The sequence below is a fragment of the Arthrobacter jiangjiafuii genome (genome assembly GCF_018622995.1).
Classification (GTDB): Bacteria; Actinomycetota; Actinomycetes; order Actinomycetales; family Micrococcaceae; genus Arthrobacter_B; species Arthrobacter_B jiangjiafuii.
Genome location: NZ_CP076022.1, coordinates 1,984,674 through 2,000,169, shown reverse-complemented (window position 1 = coordinate 2,000,169; position 15,496 = coordinate 1,984,674). Strand labels below are relative to the sequence as shown.

General features: G+C 66.8%; 12 protein-coding genes. 11 read left to right on the top strand and 1 reads right to left on the bottom strand.

Annotated elements, in window-relative coordinates:
* Positions 1-15 precede the first annotated feature (15 nt).
* Positions 16-654 carry an MBL fold metallo-hydrolase gene (locus tag KKR91_RS09435; protein WP_210228961.1) on the bottom strand — a complete coding sequence of 213 codons (639 nt, stop codon included), beginning with the start codon at positions 652-654 and terminating at the stop codon, positions 16-18.
* Between the two features lie 138 nt (positions 655-792).
* On the opposite strand from KKR91_RS09435, the gene KKR91_RS09430 reads away from it, so the two are divergent.
* The 11 genes from KKR91_RS09430 (at position 793) to KKR91_RS09380 (ending at position 15,348) form a co-directional block, all read left to right on the top strand.
* Complete coding sequence (locus KKR91_RS09430) at positions 793-2,526, top strand: ABC transporter ATP-binding protein (RefSeq protein ID WP_210228959.1); 1,734 nt, start codon at positions 793-795, stop codon at positions 2,524-2,526.
* A gap of 5 nt (positions 2,527-2,531) precedes the next feature.
* Positions 2,532-4,559, top strand: coding sequence for an ABC transporter ATP-binding protein (locus tag KKR91_RS09425; protein ID WP_210229759.1), 2,028 nt, complete (start codon positions 2,532-2,534; stop codon positions 4,557-4,559).
* A gap of 85 nt (positions 4,560-4,644) precedes the next feature.
* Positions 4,645-5,022, top strand: a complete 378-nt coding sequence (locus tag KKR91_RS09420) for a GntR family transcriptional regulator (RefSeq protein WP_210228957.1) — start codon at positions 4,645-4,647, stop codon at positions 5,020-5,022.
* 75 nt (positions 5,023-5,097) lie between these two features.
* A complete protein-coding gene (gene uvrA, locus KKR91_RS09415) occupies positions 5,098-7,986 on the top strand; it encodes an excinuclease ABC subunit UvrA (protein ID WP_210229757.1) in 2,889 nt (962 codons plus the stop codon).
* A 111-nt stretch (positions 7,987-8,097) separates the two neighbouring features.
* On the top strand, positions 8,098-8,868 hold the full coding sequence (locus KKR91_RS09410) for an HAD hydrolase-like protein (protein ID WP_237687337.1): 771 nt from the start codon (positions 8,098-8,100) through the stop codon (positions 8,866-8,868).
* Positions 8,855-9,523 carry a lysophospholipid acyltransferase family protein gene (locus tag KKR91_RS09405; RefSeq protein ID WP_210228953.1) on the top strand — a complete coding sequence of 223 codons (669 nt, stop codon included), beginning with the start codon at positions 8,855-8,857 and terminating at the stop codon, positions 9,521-9,523. The genes KKR91_RS09410 and KKR91_RS09405 overlap by 14 nt, the downstream gene beginning before the upstream one ends.
* Before the next feature lie 71 nt (positions 9,524-9,594).
* Positions 9,595-11,601 carry an excinuclease ABC subunit UvrC gene (uvrC, locus tag KKR91_RS09400; RefSeq protein WP_210228950.1) on the top strand — a complete coding sequence of 669 codons (2,007 nt, stop codon included), beginning with the start codon at positions 9,595-9,597 and terminating at the stop codon, positions 11,599-11,601.
* 98 nt (positions 11,602-11,699) lie between these two features.
* On the top strand, positions 11,700-12,599 hold the full coding sequence (gene rapZ, locus KKR91_RS09395) for an RNase adapter RapZ (protein ID WP_210228948.1): 900 nt from the start codon (positions 11,700-11,702) through the stop codon (positions 12,597-12,599).
* Positions 12,600-13,625 carry a gluconeogenesis factor YvcK family protein gene (locus KKR91_RS09390; protein WP_210228946.1) on the top strand — a complete coding sequence of 342 codons (1,026 nt, stop codon included), beginning with the start codon at positions 12,600-12,602 and terminating at the stop codon, positions 13,623-13,625.
* Positions 13,626-13,635: 10 nt separating this feature from the next.
* Positions 13,636-14,616 carry a DNA-binding protein WhiA gene (gene whiA / locus KKR91_RS09385; RefSeq protein WP_210228944.1) on the top strand — a complete coding sequence of 327 codons (981 nt, stop codon included), beginning with the start codon at positions 13,636-13,638 and terminating at the stop codon, positions 14,614-14,616.
* 105 nt (positions 14,617-14,721) lie between these two features.
* Positions 14,722-15,348 carry a superoxide dismutase gene (locus KKR91_RS09380; RefSeq protein ID WP_210228942.1) on the top strand — a complete coding sequence of 209 codons (627 nt, stop codon included), beginning with the start codon at positions 14,722-14,724 and terminating at the stop codon, positions 15,346-15,348.
* Positions 15,349-15,496 lie beyond the last annotated feature (148 nt).

The following is a 15,496-nucleotide window of genomic DNA, read 5'->3' as shown; positions in this document are numbered from 1 at the left end:
GCAGCCGCAGGACCCCTACCAGCCGCGTTCCTTCCATTCCTGCAGGTGCGGACGCTCCGCGCCGAGGGTGGTGCCGGCACCGTGCCCCGGGTGAACCACGGTGTCATCAGGCAGGTAATCGAACACACGTTCGACTACGTCGGCGTAAAGCGAGGCAAACCGTTCCGGATCCTTCTGCGTATTTCCCAGGCCGCCGGGAAACAGTGAATCTCCGGTGAACAGGTGGGCCGGGCCAGCCGGGTCCCGGTACAGCAGGGCAACGGAGCCGGGGGTATGCCCGCGCAGCTTGATCGCCTCGAGCTCGAAACCGTCGAACCGCCGGATATCCCCGTGCCCCAGTGGCACATCCGTGGGTACCAGGATGTCGGGTACGTCCTCGGCCCCGGCCGCCGTCCGGGCTCCGGTCTCCTGAACGGCTGCGGCGAGCGCCCGGACATGGTCCCAGTGGCTGTGCGTGGTTGCGATGAGCTCCACGTGCGCCGGGGCGGCGGTGTCTGCGGCTGCTTCGGCCAGTAGCTCCCGGATTGCCGGCAGGTCGTCGGCGGCGTCGATGAGCACCTGGGACCCGCTGTCCTTTGCGGTGATGACGTAGACGTTGTTGTCCAGGCTGCCCACGGACCGGCTGCGGATGGTGACGTTCTGCAAATCAATCATGGCGGCCAGTCTAGTTCCGGCCCGCCCTGACCTGAACTGCGCGCTCGCAGGTGTCGGTGCAGGTATTGCCTGCCGGTGAGGGCGGGCGTACGTTCGGATGGTGCCGGGGACCGAATCCGGCAGGTCCAGGAGGAAAGCGTGCTCCTTCGGCTCGTCCGGCAGTACCTGGCGCCCTACAAAGGCGCCGTTGCCGCCGTCGTCATCCTGCAGTTCCTGCAAACAGTGGCCACTCTGTACCTGCCCACGCTGAATGCGGAGATCATTGACCGCGGCGTGGTGAGAGCGGACAACGGCGTGATCCTGAGCCTCGGTGGCTGGATGCTGGCCATAACGGCCGGTCAGGTGGCCTGCGCCATCACCGCCACCTACTTCGCCGCCCGGGTGGCCATGAGGGTGGGGCGGAATATCCGTTCCAGCCTTTTCACCACCGTGGAGTCCTTTTCCTCCCGGGAGATGGGGGTCTTCGGCGCCCCGTCCCTGATCACCCGCACCACCAATGACGTGCAGCAGGTGCAGATGGCGCTTCTGATGACCTTCACCGTGATGGTGTCGGCGCCGATCATGGGCGTGGGCGGCGTACTCCTGGCGCTGAACCAGGACATTCCGCTCTCCGGCATCCTCCTGCTGATCCTGCCGGTCCTGTTCGCGGTGATCGGGCTGGTGCTGCGCCGGCTGATTCCCCTTTTCCGCCGGGCGCAGAAGCAGATCGACCGCGTGAACTCCGTGCTGCGCGAGCAGATCATGGGCATCGCGGTGATTCGGGCCTTTGTGCGGGAGCGTACCGAGGAGGACCGCTTCGACGCCGCCAACCGGGACCTGACCGGAACCCAGCTGCGCACCTCGCAGTACCTGGCGCTGCTGTTTCCGGCCGCGATGCTGGTGGCGAACCTCGCCTCCGTGGCCGTGGTCTGGTTCGGCGCCTACCGGATCGACGCCGGTCAGATGCAGATCGGCGCCCTCACCGCCTTCCTCGCGTACATCATGCAGATCCTGATGGCCGTCATGATGTCCATGTTCATGATCATGATGCTGCCGCGCGCCGCGGTCTGCGCGGAGCGGATCTGCGAGGTCCTGGACACGGAGAGCACGGTGCGGGACGCGGCGGCAGCCGTGCCGCTGGTGTACGACGGCGGCACCCTGGTGTTCGACGACGTCGGCTACAGCTACCCCGGGGCGGAGTCCCCGGTACTCCATGGCATCAGTTTCACCGCGGAGTCCGGGCAGACGACGGCCATCATCGGCTCCACCGGCGCCGGCAAGTCCACCCTGCTGAACCTCGTGCCGCGGCTGCTGGATGCCACGTCCGGGGGAATCAGCATCGACGGGCAGGACATCGCCGCGGTGACGCTGCACTCGCTGCGCAGCGGCATTGGCCTGGTGCCGCAGAAGGCCTACCTTTTCGCCGGAACCATCGGCTCCAACCTCCGCTTCGGCAGACCCGAAGCCACTGACGCGGAACTGTGGGAGGCCCTGGAAATTGCCCAGGCTGCGGAGTTTGTCCGGAACGCGGAGGGGGCGCTGGAACACCGCGTGGAGCAGGGCGGAGGCAACTTCTCCGGGGGGCAGCGGCAACGCCTGGCCATCGCCCGGGCCCTGGTGGTCAAGCCCGCCATTTACCTCTTCGACGACAGCTTCTCCGCGCTGGACTTCGCCACCGACGCCCGGCTGCGGGCAGCCCTGAGGGAGCGGACCCGGAACTCCACCGTCCTGATCGTGGCCCAGCGGGTCAACACCATCACCGACGCCGCGAAGATCGTCGTGCTGGAGGAAGGGCGGATCGCCGGAACGGGTACCCACGCCGGGCTGATGGACTCCTCGCCCACCTACCGGGAGATCGTGGAATCCCAGCTCACCGCCGAGGAAGTCGCGTGAGTGCCATGCGGGGAGGGCCGGCACTCCGGGGTCCCGGACCGCGCGGACCCGGCGCCGGTGCTCCGGTTGCAAAGCCCCTGAACTTCCGGGCCACCGTCCGGCGGATCCTGCACCTCATGGCCCCGGACCGGCTGCGGGTGGCACTGGTCATCGTGACCGCCGTCGTCTCCGTGGCGCTCACGGTCACGGCACCGCGGATCCTGGGCGAAGCAACGAACGTGATTTTCGACGGCGTGATCGGTGCCGGGCTGGAACCGGGCCTGAGCAAGGACGAGCAGGTACAGGCGCTGCGCCGGACCGGACAGGACCAGCTGGCGGACATGCTCGCCGCAATGGACGTGGTCCCCGGGCAGGGGCTGGACTTCGGCAGGCTCGGAGTCCTCGTGCTGGGGGTGCTGGGCATCTACCTGGCCTCGTTTGCTTTCGGATGGCTGCAGGCACGGGTCACGGCCCGGGTGGTGCAGAACGCCATGTACCGGCTGCGGAAGGATGTGGACGGCAAGCTGTTCCGGTTGCCCATGTCCCATTTCCAGCGCGGATCCCGGGGAGACGTGCTCAGTCGGGTCACCAACGACATCGACAACCTGGCGCAGACCCTCGCCCAGACCCTGACCCAGATCATCACCTCGGTGCTGACCATTGTGGGGGTGCTGGGCATGATGCTCTGGCTCTCTCCGCTGCTGGCCCTGATCGCAGTGGTGACGGTGCCTGTTTCCGCCGTCGTCACAGTGCTCATTGCCCGGCGCTCGCAGGTGCAGTTCATGCAGCAGTGGAAATCCACGGGGGAGGTCAACGGCTACATCGAGGAAATGTTCAGCGCCCACGATGTGGTGAAGGCCTTCGGCCAGACCGAACGCGTGGTGGCGGGATTCACCCCGGCCAACGAGACCCTCTACCGTTCATCCTTCAGGGCACAGTTCGTGTCCGGCGTCATCATGCCCGTCATGCAGTTCGTCTCCAACCTCAACTACGTGGCGGTGGCAGTGGTGGGCGGCCTTCTGGTGGCCAACGGACGGCTCACCATCGGGGGAGTGCAGGCCTTCATCCAATACAGCCGGCAGTTCTCCCAGCCGCTGGGGCAGCTCGGCTCGCTGATCAACATGCTGCAGTCCGGCGTCGCCTCAGCCGAACGTGTGTTCGAATTACTCGACGGCAGGGAACAGGACCCGGATCCGGCGGATCCGCTGACCATCCCCCGGGTGCGCGGCCAGGTGGCCTTTGAGCACGTGGACTTCAGCTACTCCTCGGACGCACCACTGATCAAGGACCTGTCCTTCACGGCAGAGCCCGGGCAGACCGTGGCGATCGTCGGCCCCACGGGGGCGGGGAAGACCACGCTGGTGAACCTGCTGATGCGTTTCTATGACGTGGACGCCGGGCGGATCACCATCGACGGCGTCGATACCGCTGCGATGCGGCGCGATGACGTGCGGGGATTGATCGGCATGGTGCTGCAGGATGCCTGGCTGTTTGAGGGGACCATTAGGGAGAACCTTGCCTACGGCGCTCCGGGCGCCACGGAGGAGCAGATTGTCCAGGCAGCGCAGGCCACCCATGTGGACCACTTCGTGCGCTCGCTGCCCCACGGGTATGACACCGTCCTGGGGGATGACGGCGGATCCCTGAGCCAGGGACAGCGCCAGCTGATCACCATCACCCGCGCCTGGCTGGCGGATCCGTCCATCCTGGTCCTGGATGAGGCCACCAGCTCGGTGGACACCCGGACCGAGATTTCCATCCGGCTGGCCATGAACGCGCTGCGCCAGGCACGGACCAGCTTCGTGATTGCGCACCGGCTCTCCACGATCCGCGATGCGGACGTGATCCTGGTGGTGCGGCAGGGGGAGATCGTGGAACAGGGGACCCACGAGGCACTGCTCGCCGCTGAGGGGTTCTATGCCGGGCTGTACCGCTCCCAGTTCGCCGGACCCGCCGAACCTGAGGAACGGGACGAATCCGACGCCGTCGACCCCGCCGCAGCGGCAGAGGCAGGCGCCGCCGGACACGGCGAAGCAGGCGGCGTGGCAAAATAGACACAGCGGCACCTGTGAACTGCAGCGGCCCGTCCTGCCGGAGGATCCCGGGAGGTTCCAGCACTGAAACGAAGAAGGCGGTCCCATGAGCGACGACGTCCTGTCCTGGGTCCGCATCGACGCGGCCAGCTCGGTCCCTCCCTTTGAGCAGCTGCGGGTGCAGATTCTCGACGCCGCCAATGAGGGACGCCTCGCCGTCGGAACCCGCCTGCCCCCGGTCCGCGCGCTCGCCGCCCGGATGGGCCTGGCCGTCAACACCGTGGCGCGGGCCTACCGCGAACTCGAACAGGCCGAAGTGGTCACCACGCGCTCGCGGGCAGGAACCGTCATTGCGGCCGCCGGTGACAACGGACGACGCCGGGTAGCCGAAGCCGCCCGCGTTTTCGCTGATTCCGTGCGCGCCAACGGGCTGGACGCGAAGGAAGCCCTCACGTACGTCGAGACCGCTCTTCGCCTGCGGTGAACACCGCGGTGTCGAATACTTCTTCGAACCAACCGGTGAACTACAGTGGAATTTGTGTCTACAGCTACCTCTTTGATGGCCGATAACGCCAACGAGCCGCATCGCGGCAACGATCTTTCCCGCCTCATCGTCAAGGGCGCCAGGGAACACAATCTGCGCAACGTGGACCTGGATCTGCCACGCGACGCCATGATTGTCTTTACCGGCCTGTCCGGCTCGGGAAAGTCTTCCCTGGCCTTCGACACGATCTTCGCCGAGGGGCAGCGGCGCTATGTGGAGTCCCTGTCGTCCTATGCACGGATGTTCCTGGGCCAGGTGGACAAGCCGGACGTCGACTTCATCGAAGGCCTGTCCCCGGCGGTCTCCATCGACCAGAAATCGACCTCGAAAAACCCGCGCTCCACGGTCGGCACCATCACCGAGATCTACGACTATATGCGCCTGCTCTGGGCCCGTGTCGGCACCCCCTACTGCCCGGTGTGCGGCGAGCCCGTCTCGCGGCAGACCCCGCAGCAGATCGTTGACCAGCTGCTGGAGCTGCCCGAGGGTACCCGGTTCCAGATCCTGGCGCCCATGGTGCGCGGCCGCAAGGGCGAATTCGTCGACCTGTTCAAGGAACTTGCCGCCAAGGGCTACTCACGGGCCCGGGTCGACGGCGAGCAGATCCAGCTCTCCGACCCGCCCAAGCTGGGCAAGCAGTACAAGCACACCATCGAGGTGGTGGTGGACCGCCTGGTGGCCAAGGACGGCATCCGGCAGCGGCTCACCGATTCCATCGAAACCGCCCTGGGCCTCGCGGACGGCCGGGTCCTGGCCGACTTCGTGGACCTGGACGAGAAGAGCGAGGACCGGATCCGGGCCTTCTCCGAGCACCTGGCCTGCCCCAACGAACACCCGCTGGCGATCGACGAGATCGAGCCGCGGTCCTTCTCCTTCAACAACCCCTTCGGCGCCTGCCCGGTCTGCACCGGCATCGGCAGCCGGCTGGAGGTTGACGAGGAACTGGTCATCCCCAACCCCAACCTGAGCCTGGCCGCCGGAGCCGTGGCACCCTGGGCCCTGGGCAACGCCACCCTTGAATACTGGAACCGGCTGCTGGCCGGCCTGGCCAAGGAGATGGACTTCTCCATGGACGTGCCGTGGAAGAAGCTGCCCGCCAAGGCCCGCGAAGCCATCCTCAACGGCAAGGACCACAAGGTTGTGGTCCAGTACAAGAACCGTTTCGGCCGGGAGCGCAAATACAGCACCGGCTTCGAAGGCGTCATCCAGTACATCCACCGCAAGCACCTCGAGACCGAATCCGACAGCGCCCGCGACCGGTACGAGGAGTACATGCGGGAAATCCCCTGCCCCGAGTGCGGGGGAGCCCGCCTGAACCCGGCCTCGCTGTCCGTGCTGATCAACGGCAGGAACATCGCCCAGGTGGCGGCCATGCCGCTGCGCGAGGCCGCGCAGTTCCTCAGCGGACTGGACCTCACCGCCCGCGAAGCCAAGATCGGCGACCAGGTCCTGAAGGAAATCCTGGCCCGCCTGACCTTCCTGCTCGACGTCGGCCTGGAGTACCTTTCCCTGGAGCGGGCCGCCGCCACCCTGTCCGGCGGCGAGGCCCAGCGCATCCGCCTGGCCACCCAGATCGGCTCCGGGCTGGTCGGAGTGCTGTACGTTCTCGACGAGCCGTCGATCGGACTGCACCAGAAGGACAACCGCCGCCTGATCGAGACCCTGGCCCGGCTGCGCAACCTGGGCAACACGCTGATCGTGGTGGAGCACGACGAAGACACCATCCACGAAGCCGACTGGGTGGTGGACATAGGACCCGGCGCCGGTGAACACGGCGGTGAAGTGGTCCACTCCGGGTCCCTGGAGGACCTGCTCACCAACGAGCGGTCACTGACCGGTGCCTACCTCTCCGGACGCCGGAAGATCGATATTCCGGCCAAGCGCCGCAAGGTGGACAAATCCCGCCAGCTGAAGATCGTCGGGGCCCGGGAGAACAACCTGCGCAACATCGACGTCTCGATTCCGCTGGGGGTCTTCACCGCGGTGACAGGTGTCAGCGGTTCGGGTAAATCCACCCTGATCAACGACATTCTCTACAAGACCCTGGCCGCCAAGCTGAACGGCGCCAAGCACGTCGCGGGACGCCACCTGCGCATTGACGGCCTGGAGAACCTGGACAAGGTCATCCACGTGGACCAGAGCCCGATCGGACGCACCCCGCGCTCCAACCCGGCCACCTACACCGGCGTCTGGGACCACATCCGCAAGCTCTTCGCGGAGACCACGGAAGCCAAGGTCCGCGGCTACCTGCCGGGCCGGTTCTCCTTCAACGTCAAGGGTGGCCGCTGCGAGGCGTGCCACGGCGACGGAACGCTGAAGATCGAGATGAACTTCCTGCCGGACGTCTACGTGCCCTGCGAGGTCTGCCACGGCGGCCGGTTCAACCGCGAAACCCTTGAGGTGAACTACAAGGGCAAGAACATCGCCGAGGTCCTGGCGATGTCGATCGAGGAGGCAGCGGAGTTCTTCGCCGCGTTCTCACCGATCTCCCGGCACCTGAACACGCTGGTGGATGTCGGCCTGGGCTATGTCCGTCTCGGCCAGCCTGCCACCACCCTCTCCGGCGGCGAGGCGCAGCGCGTCAAGCTGGCGGCGGAACTGCAGAAGCGCTCGAACGGGCGCAGCGTGTACGTCCTTGACGAGCCGACCACCGGCCTGCACTTCGAGGACGTCCGCAAGCTGCTGCTCGTGCTGCAGGGGCTCGTGGATAAGGGCAATACCGTGATTACCATCGAGCACAACCTCGACGTCATCAAGAGTGCTGACTGGATCATCGATATGGGCCCCGAGGGCGGCAATGGAGGAGGCCAGGTCATCGCCCAGGGAAGCCCCGAAAAGGTCGCGAAGTCCGATGTCAGCCATACCGGGCATTTCCTGGCGGAGATGTTTGCCAAGCAGGCCTGAGCCCTGCCGGTGAATGCCGGACCGGGTATTTTTTAGACATAATGGAAAAAGGTATTCCCGACCGGGAATACCTTTTTCCGTCCCGGGCCGCAGGTGTGGGAAACTGTCCCGGTGAAAGAATCCCGGCTCTTAGTGCTCTTTGACCTTGACGGAACCCTGGTGGATCCGGCGGGGGCCATCACCGGCGGCATCAGCGCCGCCCTGGCCTCCTGCGGGCTGCCCGTTCCGCCGGCTGCCGACCTGCAGCGCATGGTCGGACCGGCACTGGTGACTTCACTCCGGGATATCGCCGGCGTCCCCGCGGACCGTGTTGACGAGGTCATCGCCATCTACCGGGCCGGTTACCGCTCCGCGGGAATGGCACAGAGCCGTCCCTACCCGGGAATTGCCGATACGGTGGCCAGGCTTCGCGCGGAAGGCTGCCTCGTGGCCGTGGCTACCCAGAAGCCCGAGCCGCTGGCCATGGAGCTGCTCACCACCCAGGGCCTCCTGGTTCTGTTCGATTCCGTCCATGGCTCTCCCGCCGATGAACAGGCCGCAGCGGCCCTGGACGGGAAAACCACGATCATCGCTGCCGCCCTGGCCCGTCATGCGGGCAGTTTCGACCGGGCGGTCATGGTGGGGGACCGCCGGCACGATGTGCACGGCGCCGCAGCCAACGGGCTGGACTGCATTGGCGTGGACTGGGGGTTCGCCGCTGCAGGTGAACTGGAAGCGGCAGGCGCCGTTGCCGTCGTCGGCACCGCAGAAGATCTGCTCGCCGAACTGCGCAGCCTCACCGAACCGCACAGCCTCACCGAACCGCACAGCCTCACCAAGCCGCACAGTGGACAGCACGGCTTCCGTGCGCAGGAAGGGGCCTGCGCAAATGGGAGTCTATGACCTCACCCGGGCCTCCACCCGCGGCCTGATCGCCACCCTGTGCCGGCCCACGGTCACCGGCCTGGAGAATGTTCCCAGCTCCGGCGCCTTTATTGTTGCGGCCAACCACCTCTCCTTCCTGGACAGCGTGCTGACCCAGGCGCTGATGCCGCGGCCGGTCGCCTTCTTCGCCAAGGCTGAATACTTCACCGGCACCGGGGTCAAGGGCGCCGCCATGCGGACGTTCTTCGAGGGGGTGGGATCCATCCCCGTAGAGCGCGGCCAGCAGGCTGCGTCCGTTGCCGCCCTGAAAACGCTGCTGGACCGCTTGGAGGCGGGCAGCGGGATAGGGATCTACCCCGAGGGGACGAGGTCCCGCGACGGACTGCTCTACCGCGGCCGCACCGGCGTGGGCTGGCTGGCCCTGACCTCGGGCGCACCGGTAGTGCCCGTGGGTCTGATCGGAACCGAAAACCTGCAGCCCGCAGGTAAGAAATGGATCAAACCACAGCACTTCACGATGAAGATCGGGCGGCCGCTGTACTTCCAGAAAACCGGACCCGACCACGCGCTGCCCGCCCGCCGGCAGGCAACCGACCGGGTCATGGATGCCATTGCCGAACTGTCCGGGCAGGAACGCGCCGGCAGCTACAACCAGAGCAAGCCCGAAGGCTAGCCGTTTCAGCGTCCGGCGAAAGCCCCCTGTGGCGGCGCAGGGGGTACCAGCGCCGACCGTAGGATGGAAGCGTGGCAGATCCAGCAACATACCGGCCCAAAACCGGGGAAATCCCTACCGCCCCCGGCGTCTACCGTTTCCGTGACGAGCACCGCCGGGTCATTTACGTGGGCAAGGCCAAGAACCTCCGCTCCCGCCTGAATTCCTACTTCGCCAATCCGCGGGGCCTGCTGCCCAAGACCCGGGCAATGGTCCATACCGCGGCGAGCGTCGAATGGACGGTGGTGGGAACCGAGCTGGAGGCCCTCCAGCTGGAATACACCTGGATCAAGGAATTCAACCCCCGGTTCAACATCATGTTCCGGGATGACAAGTCCTACCCCTATCTCGCCGTGACCATGGGGGAGAAGTACCCGCGGGCGCAGGTCATGCGCGGCGACCGGCGCAAGGACACCCGCTACTTCGGCCCGTTCTACCCGGCCAAGGCCATCCGCGAGACACTCGACACCCTGCTGCGCGTCTTCCCCGTCCGCACCTGCAGCTCCGGTGTCTTCAAGCGCGCCGAGCGCACCGGCCGCCCGTGCCTGCTCGGCTACATCGACAAGTGCTCAGCCCCCTGCGTCGGCCGGATCAGCCCCGAGGACCACCGCGACCTGGCCGCCGAGCTGTGCGACTTCATGTCCGGCGAGGGCAAGCGCTTCATCTCCACCCTGGAGAAGGAAATGCAGGCAGCCGTCGCCGAGCTGGACTATGAAACAGCAGCCCGGCTGCGCGATGACATCGCCGCGCTGCGGAAGGTCTTCGAACGCAACAACGTGGTGCTCAGCGAAGACACCGATGCTGACATCTTCGCCCTCGAAGAGGATGAACTCGAAGCCTCGGCCCAGGTCTTCCACGTCCGCGGCGGGCGTATCCGCGGCCAGCGCGGCTGGGTGGTGGAAAAGGTTGAGGACGCCGAGACCGGGGACCTCGTGGAACACCTGATCCAGCAGGTCTACGGCGAGGCAGCCTCCACCGACCGCATTCCCCGCCAGGTGCTGGTTCCGGCGCTTCCGTCCAATGCCGATGAGCTCGGCGAATGGCTTTCCGGGCTGCGCGGTGCCCGGGTGGACATCCGGGTCCCGCAGCGCGGCGACAAAAAAGCGCTGATGGAAACGGTGGCCCGCAACGCCGCTGACGCGCTGCGGCTGCACAAGAGCCGCCGGGCCGGGGATATCACCACCCGCTCCGCCGCGCTCCAGGAACTGCAGGAAGCCCTGGACCTGCCCGTGGCTCTGCTGCGGATCGAGTGCTACGACATCTCCCATGTCTCCGGCACCAACGTGGTGGCGTCCATGGTGGTGGCCGAGGACGGGCTGCCCAAGAAATCGGACTACCGCAAGTTCTCCATCACCGGGGACGCCGCGCGGGACGACACCTCGGCGATGTACAACGTGATCTCCCGGCGCTTCCGCAACTACCTCGCGGAGAACGCCGATCCGGCGGCCGACCCCGATGCTCCCGCAACGCTGCCCGTCGAGCGCACCGGCACCGACGTCCAGCCGCTCACCGATACGCTCACTGCCGCGCCGCGGACAAAATTCGCCTATCCGCCGAACCTGGTGGTGGTCGACGGCGGGCAGCCGCAGGTGGCTGCGGCCTCCCGTGCCCTGGCCGACCTGGGCATCACCGACATCTACGTGGTGGGCCTGGCCAAGCGCCTGGAAGAGGTCTGGGTGCCGGACAGCGACTTCCCGGTGATCCTGCCCCGTGCCTCCGAGGCGCTCTTCCTGCTGCAGCGCATCCGCGATGAAGCCCACCGGTTCGCCATCACCTTCCACCGGCAGAAGCGGGCCAAATCGATGACGGCGTCCCTGCTGGATGAAATCTCCGGACTGGGTCCGGCCAAGCGTGCCGCGCTGCTCAAGGAATTCGGCTCGGTGAAGAAGCTGCGAACCGCCTCCGCCGAGGATCTGCAGCGGGTTCCCGGTATCGGTCCGGCGCTGGCCGCATCGGTGCACGCGCAGCTGGCGGCGAAGGGCGGGGCGGGCGCGGCGCCGGCCGTCAACATGACCACCGGCGAAATCCTGGAAACTTAGCTAGGCTGGTAAGCCGCCTCACCATACAGCGCAGCCGGCACCCAAGCGTGCGGCTGCGCTGCTCCGGGAGCCGAAAAACCACTAGGACGGGACAACAGATGATGGAACAGGACGCGCTGACCCCGGTCAAGCCCGACGAGTCGGAACTGCTGGTGGTCACAGGCATGTCCGGAGCCGGTCGCAGCACGGCCGCCAACGCCCTCGAAGACCACGGCTGGTATGTGGTGGAGAACCTGCCTCCGATGATGCTGGGCACCCTCACCGAGCTGGTATCCCGCATGCCCCAGTCCATTCCGAAGCTGGCAGTGGTCATCGATGTGCGCAGCAAGGAGCTCTTCCAGGACATCCGCGAGGCGCTCAGCAACCTGCGCGCAGCCGGCGTCACCTACCGGCTGCTGTTCCTGGACGCCGAAGACGAAACGCTGGTCCGCCGGTTCGAGCAGGGCCGCCGGCCGCATCCGCTGCAGGAGGACGGCTCCATCCTGGACGGCATCGGCGCGGAACGCGATGTGCTCAAGGAACTGCGGGAATCCTCCGACGTCATCGTGGACACTTCCAAGCTCAACGTCCACGCCCTGGCCACGACCATCACCGAACTCTTCACCGAGTCCGGGCCGATTGTGCTGCGGCTGAACGTGATGAGCTTCGGCTTCAAATACGGGCTGCCGGTGGACGCCAACTACGTGGCGGACGTCCGGTTTATCCCCAACCCGCACTGGGTACCGCAGCTGCGCCCGCACACCGGCCTGGACGCCGACGTACGCGACTACGTCATGGGTGCCGCCGGCACCGGGGACTTCCTGGACCGCTACGTGGACGCCCTGGAACCGGTCATCGACGGTTACCGCCGGGAAAACAAGCACTACGCCACCATCGCCGTGGGCTGCACGGGCGGCAAGCACCGTTCCGTGGCAGTCACGGAGGAACTGGCCAAGCGGCTGGCCCAGCTGCCCCACGTGACGGTCAGTGCACACCACCGCGACCTGGGACGCGAGTAGATGACCTTCCTTACCGGGCCCCTGCCGGTGCTTCCGCAGACCGGCGCGGGCCGGGGCGGAGACACTGACGGGGCCCCCGCCGTCGTCGCCCTTGGAGGCGGCCACGGCCTCTCCGCGTCACTGTCCGCCCTGCGCCTGCTGACCACTGACCTGACCGCCGTGGTCACGGTGGCCGACGACGGCGGCTCCTCCGGGCGGCTGCGTCATGAACTGGACGTGCTTCCGCCCGGGGATCTGCGGATGGCCCTGGCTGCACTGTGCGACGACACGGACTGGGGGCGCACCTGGCGGGATGTCATGCAGCACCGCTTCCAGTCCCGGCCCGGGATCAGCGGATCCCTGGACAACCACGCGCTGGGCAACCTGCTGATCGTGACCCTCTGGGAACTCCTTGGCGACCCCGTCGCCGGGCTCCAGTGGGCCGGTGCGCTGCTCGGCGCCCGCGGGCAGGTGCTGCCCATGTCCACGCACCCGCTGACCATCGAAGGTGATGTGCTGCGCCGCACGGCACAGGGCACCCGGCTGGAGGTGGTGACAGGGCAGGCGCGCCTGGCCGCCGCAGGGGTGCAGAGCAAGGTCAGCGAGGTGCGGCTGAGCCCGGCCGACGCCCCGGCCTGCGCCGAAGCGCTCACCGCGATCGAGCGCGCCGACTGGATCATCCTCGGCCCGGGCTCCTGGTACACCTCGGTCCTGCCGCACCTGATGCTTCCGGAGCTGCGCACTGCCCTGTGCAAGACCAAGGCCAAACGCTGCCTCACCATGAACCTGAGCAACGAAACCACGGAAACAGCCGGCATGTCGGCGCTCGACCATCTGGCCGAGGTCCGCCGCTATGCCCCGGATCTCCGCGTGGACGCCGTCCTCGCCGATCCCTCGGTCATCGAGGACCAGGACGCGTTTGCCGAGGCGGTAGCCGGGATGGGAGGCCGGCCGGTCTTCGGTAAGGTGGGGGCAGCGACCGGGCGGCCGATCCATGATCCGCTGCGCCTGGCCACCGCGTACCACGATATGTTTGGGGAGAACTAGGAGTGTATTTGTGGCATTGACCGCAGCAGTAAAAGAGGAACTTTCACGGCTGGATGTGAAAAAGTCCTCCGTCCGCAAAGCGGAAGTATCGGCATTGCTGCGATTTGCCGGGGGACTGCACATTATTTCCGGCCGCATAGTCATTGAAGCCGAGGTGGACCTGGCGTCCACCGCCCGGCGGCTGCGTGCCGCCATCGCCGAGGTGTACGGCCACGCCTCGGACATCATTGTGGTCTCCGGCGGCGGGCTGCGCCGCGGCAACCGCTACGTGGTGCGCGTGGTCAAGGACGGCGAGTCCCTGGCCCGCCAGACCGGCCTGCTGGACGCCCGTGGGCGTCCGGTCCGGGGGCTGCCGTCCGCCGTCGTCAACGGCTCAGCTGCCGACGCTGAAGCCGTATGGCGCGGCGCCTTCCTGGCCCACGGGTCCCTGACCGAGCCAGGCCGCTCATCCTCCCTGGAAGTAACCTGCCCGGGACCGGAGGCCGCACTGGCACTGGTCGGTGCCGCCCGCCGGATCGGTATCGCTGCCAAGGCCCGCGAGGTCCGCGGAATCGACCGCGTGGTCATCCGCGACGGGGACACCATTGCCGCGCTGCTCACCCGCATGGGGGCCCACGACGCGCTGATGGTCTGGGAAGAGCGCCGCATGCGCAAGGAAGTGCGGGCCACGGCCAACCGGCTCGCGAACTTCGACGACGCAAACCTGCGCCGTTCCGCCCAGGCCGCCGTTGCCGCCGGTGCCCGGGTGGACCGCGCCCTGGACATCCTCGGCGAGGACGTGCCCGAGCACCTGCGCTACGCCGGCGAGCTGCGGGTGGCGCACAAGCAGGCGAGCCTGGACGAACTGGGGCACCTGGCTGATCCTCCCATGACCAAAGACGCCATCGCCGGACGCATCCGCCGGCTGCTGGCCATGGCGGACAAGCGTGCCGCCGAATTGGGCATCCCGGGCACTGAGGCCAATGTGACTCCTGAGATGCTTGACGAGTAGCGTTAAGTCATAGGATGGACTAAGTCTGCTGCCTTTCGGCGGCACCTTGGTTTCCGGGCGGAAACGCCGTCCGGAGGACCGATCCGACGTTATCTGGAGGATTTTGTGAACGAGTACACACTGCCGGAACTGCCCTACGACTACGCTGCCCTGGAGCCGAATATTTCGGCCCGGATCATGGAACTTCACCATGACAAGCACCACGCCACCTACGTTGCCGGTGCCAACACGGCACTGAAGCAGATGGCTGAAGCCCGCGAAAAGGGCGACTTCGCCACGATCCCGAAGCTGTCCAAGGACCTGGCCTTCCACGTTGGCGGCCACGTCAATCACAGCATCTTCTGGAACAACCTCTCTCCCGAGGGCGGCGACAAGCCGGTTGGCGAGCTTGCTGCCGCCATCGATGACTTCTTCGGCTCCTTCGACGCCTTCCGCGGCCAGTTCACCGCAGCCGCGATGTCGCTGCAGGGTTCGGGCTGGGCACTGCTGGCCTACGAGCCGCTGGGCAAGAACCTCGTCATCGAGCAGCTCTATGACCAGCAGGGCAACGTGCCCGTGGGCACCATCCCGCTGCTGATGCTGGACATGTGGGAGCACGCTTTCTACCTGGACTACGTGAACGTGAAGGCAGACTACGTCAAGGCCTTCTGGAACATCGTGAACTGGGCAGACGTGGCAACCCGCTTCGAGGCTGCCCGCAACGGCGCCCACGGACTGGTTCTCCCCGCGTAATCAGCGTCGCCAAGGCACAAATCTGCTCCCGCACGGGTCCCCCTGAGAGACCCGGCGCGTAAGATGAGTCCGAGGGCACCCGCCCGGGCCGTTGAGGCCCGGCGGGCTCCTCGGGCCGGCCGGAAGGGTGTCCACCGGCCGCTTCGAT

Bases quoted from the DNA above. Each gene is read 5' to 3' on its own strand.
- KKR91_RS09405 (WP_210228953.1), top strand. From the start codon at position 8,855: ATGGGAGTCTATGACCTCACCCGGGCCTCCACCCGCGGCCTGATCGCC.
- uvrA (WP_210229757.1), top strand. From the start codon at position 5,098: ATGGCCGATAACGCCAACGAGCCGCATCGCGGCAACGATCTTTCCCGC.
- rapZ (WP_210228948.1), top strand. From the start codon at position 11,700: ATGATGGAACAGGACGCGCTGACCCCGGTCAAGCCCGACGAGTCGGAA.
- KKR91_RS09435 (WP_210228961.1), bottom strand. From the start codon at position 654: ATGATTGATTTGCAGAACGTCACCATCCGCAGCCGGTCCGTGGGCAGC.
- KKR91_RS09420 (WP_210228957.1), top strand. From the start codon at position 4,645: ATGAGCGACGACGTCCTGTCCTGGGTCCGCATCGACGCGGCCAGCTCG.
- KKR91_RS09390 (WP_210228946.1), top strand. From the start codon at position 12,600: ATGACCTTCCTTACCGGGCCCCTGCCGGTGCTTCCGCAGACCGGCGCG.
- KKR91_RS09425 (WP_210229759.1), top strand. From the start codon at position 2,532: ATGCGGGGAGGGCCGGCACTCCGGGGTCCCGGACCGCGCGGACCCGGC.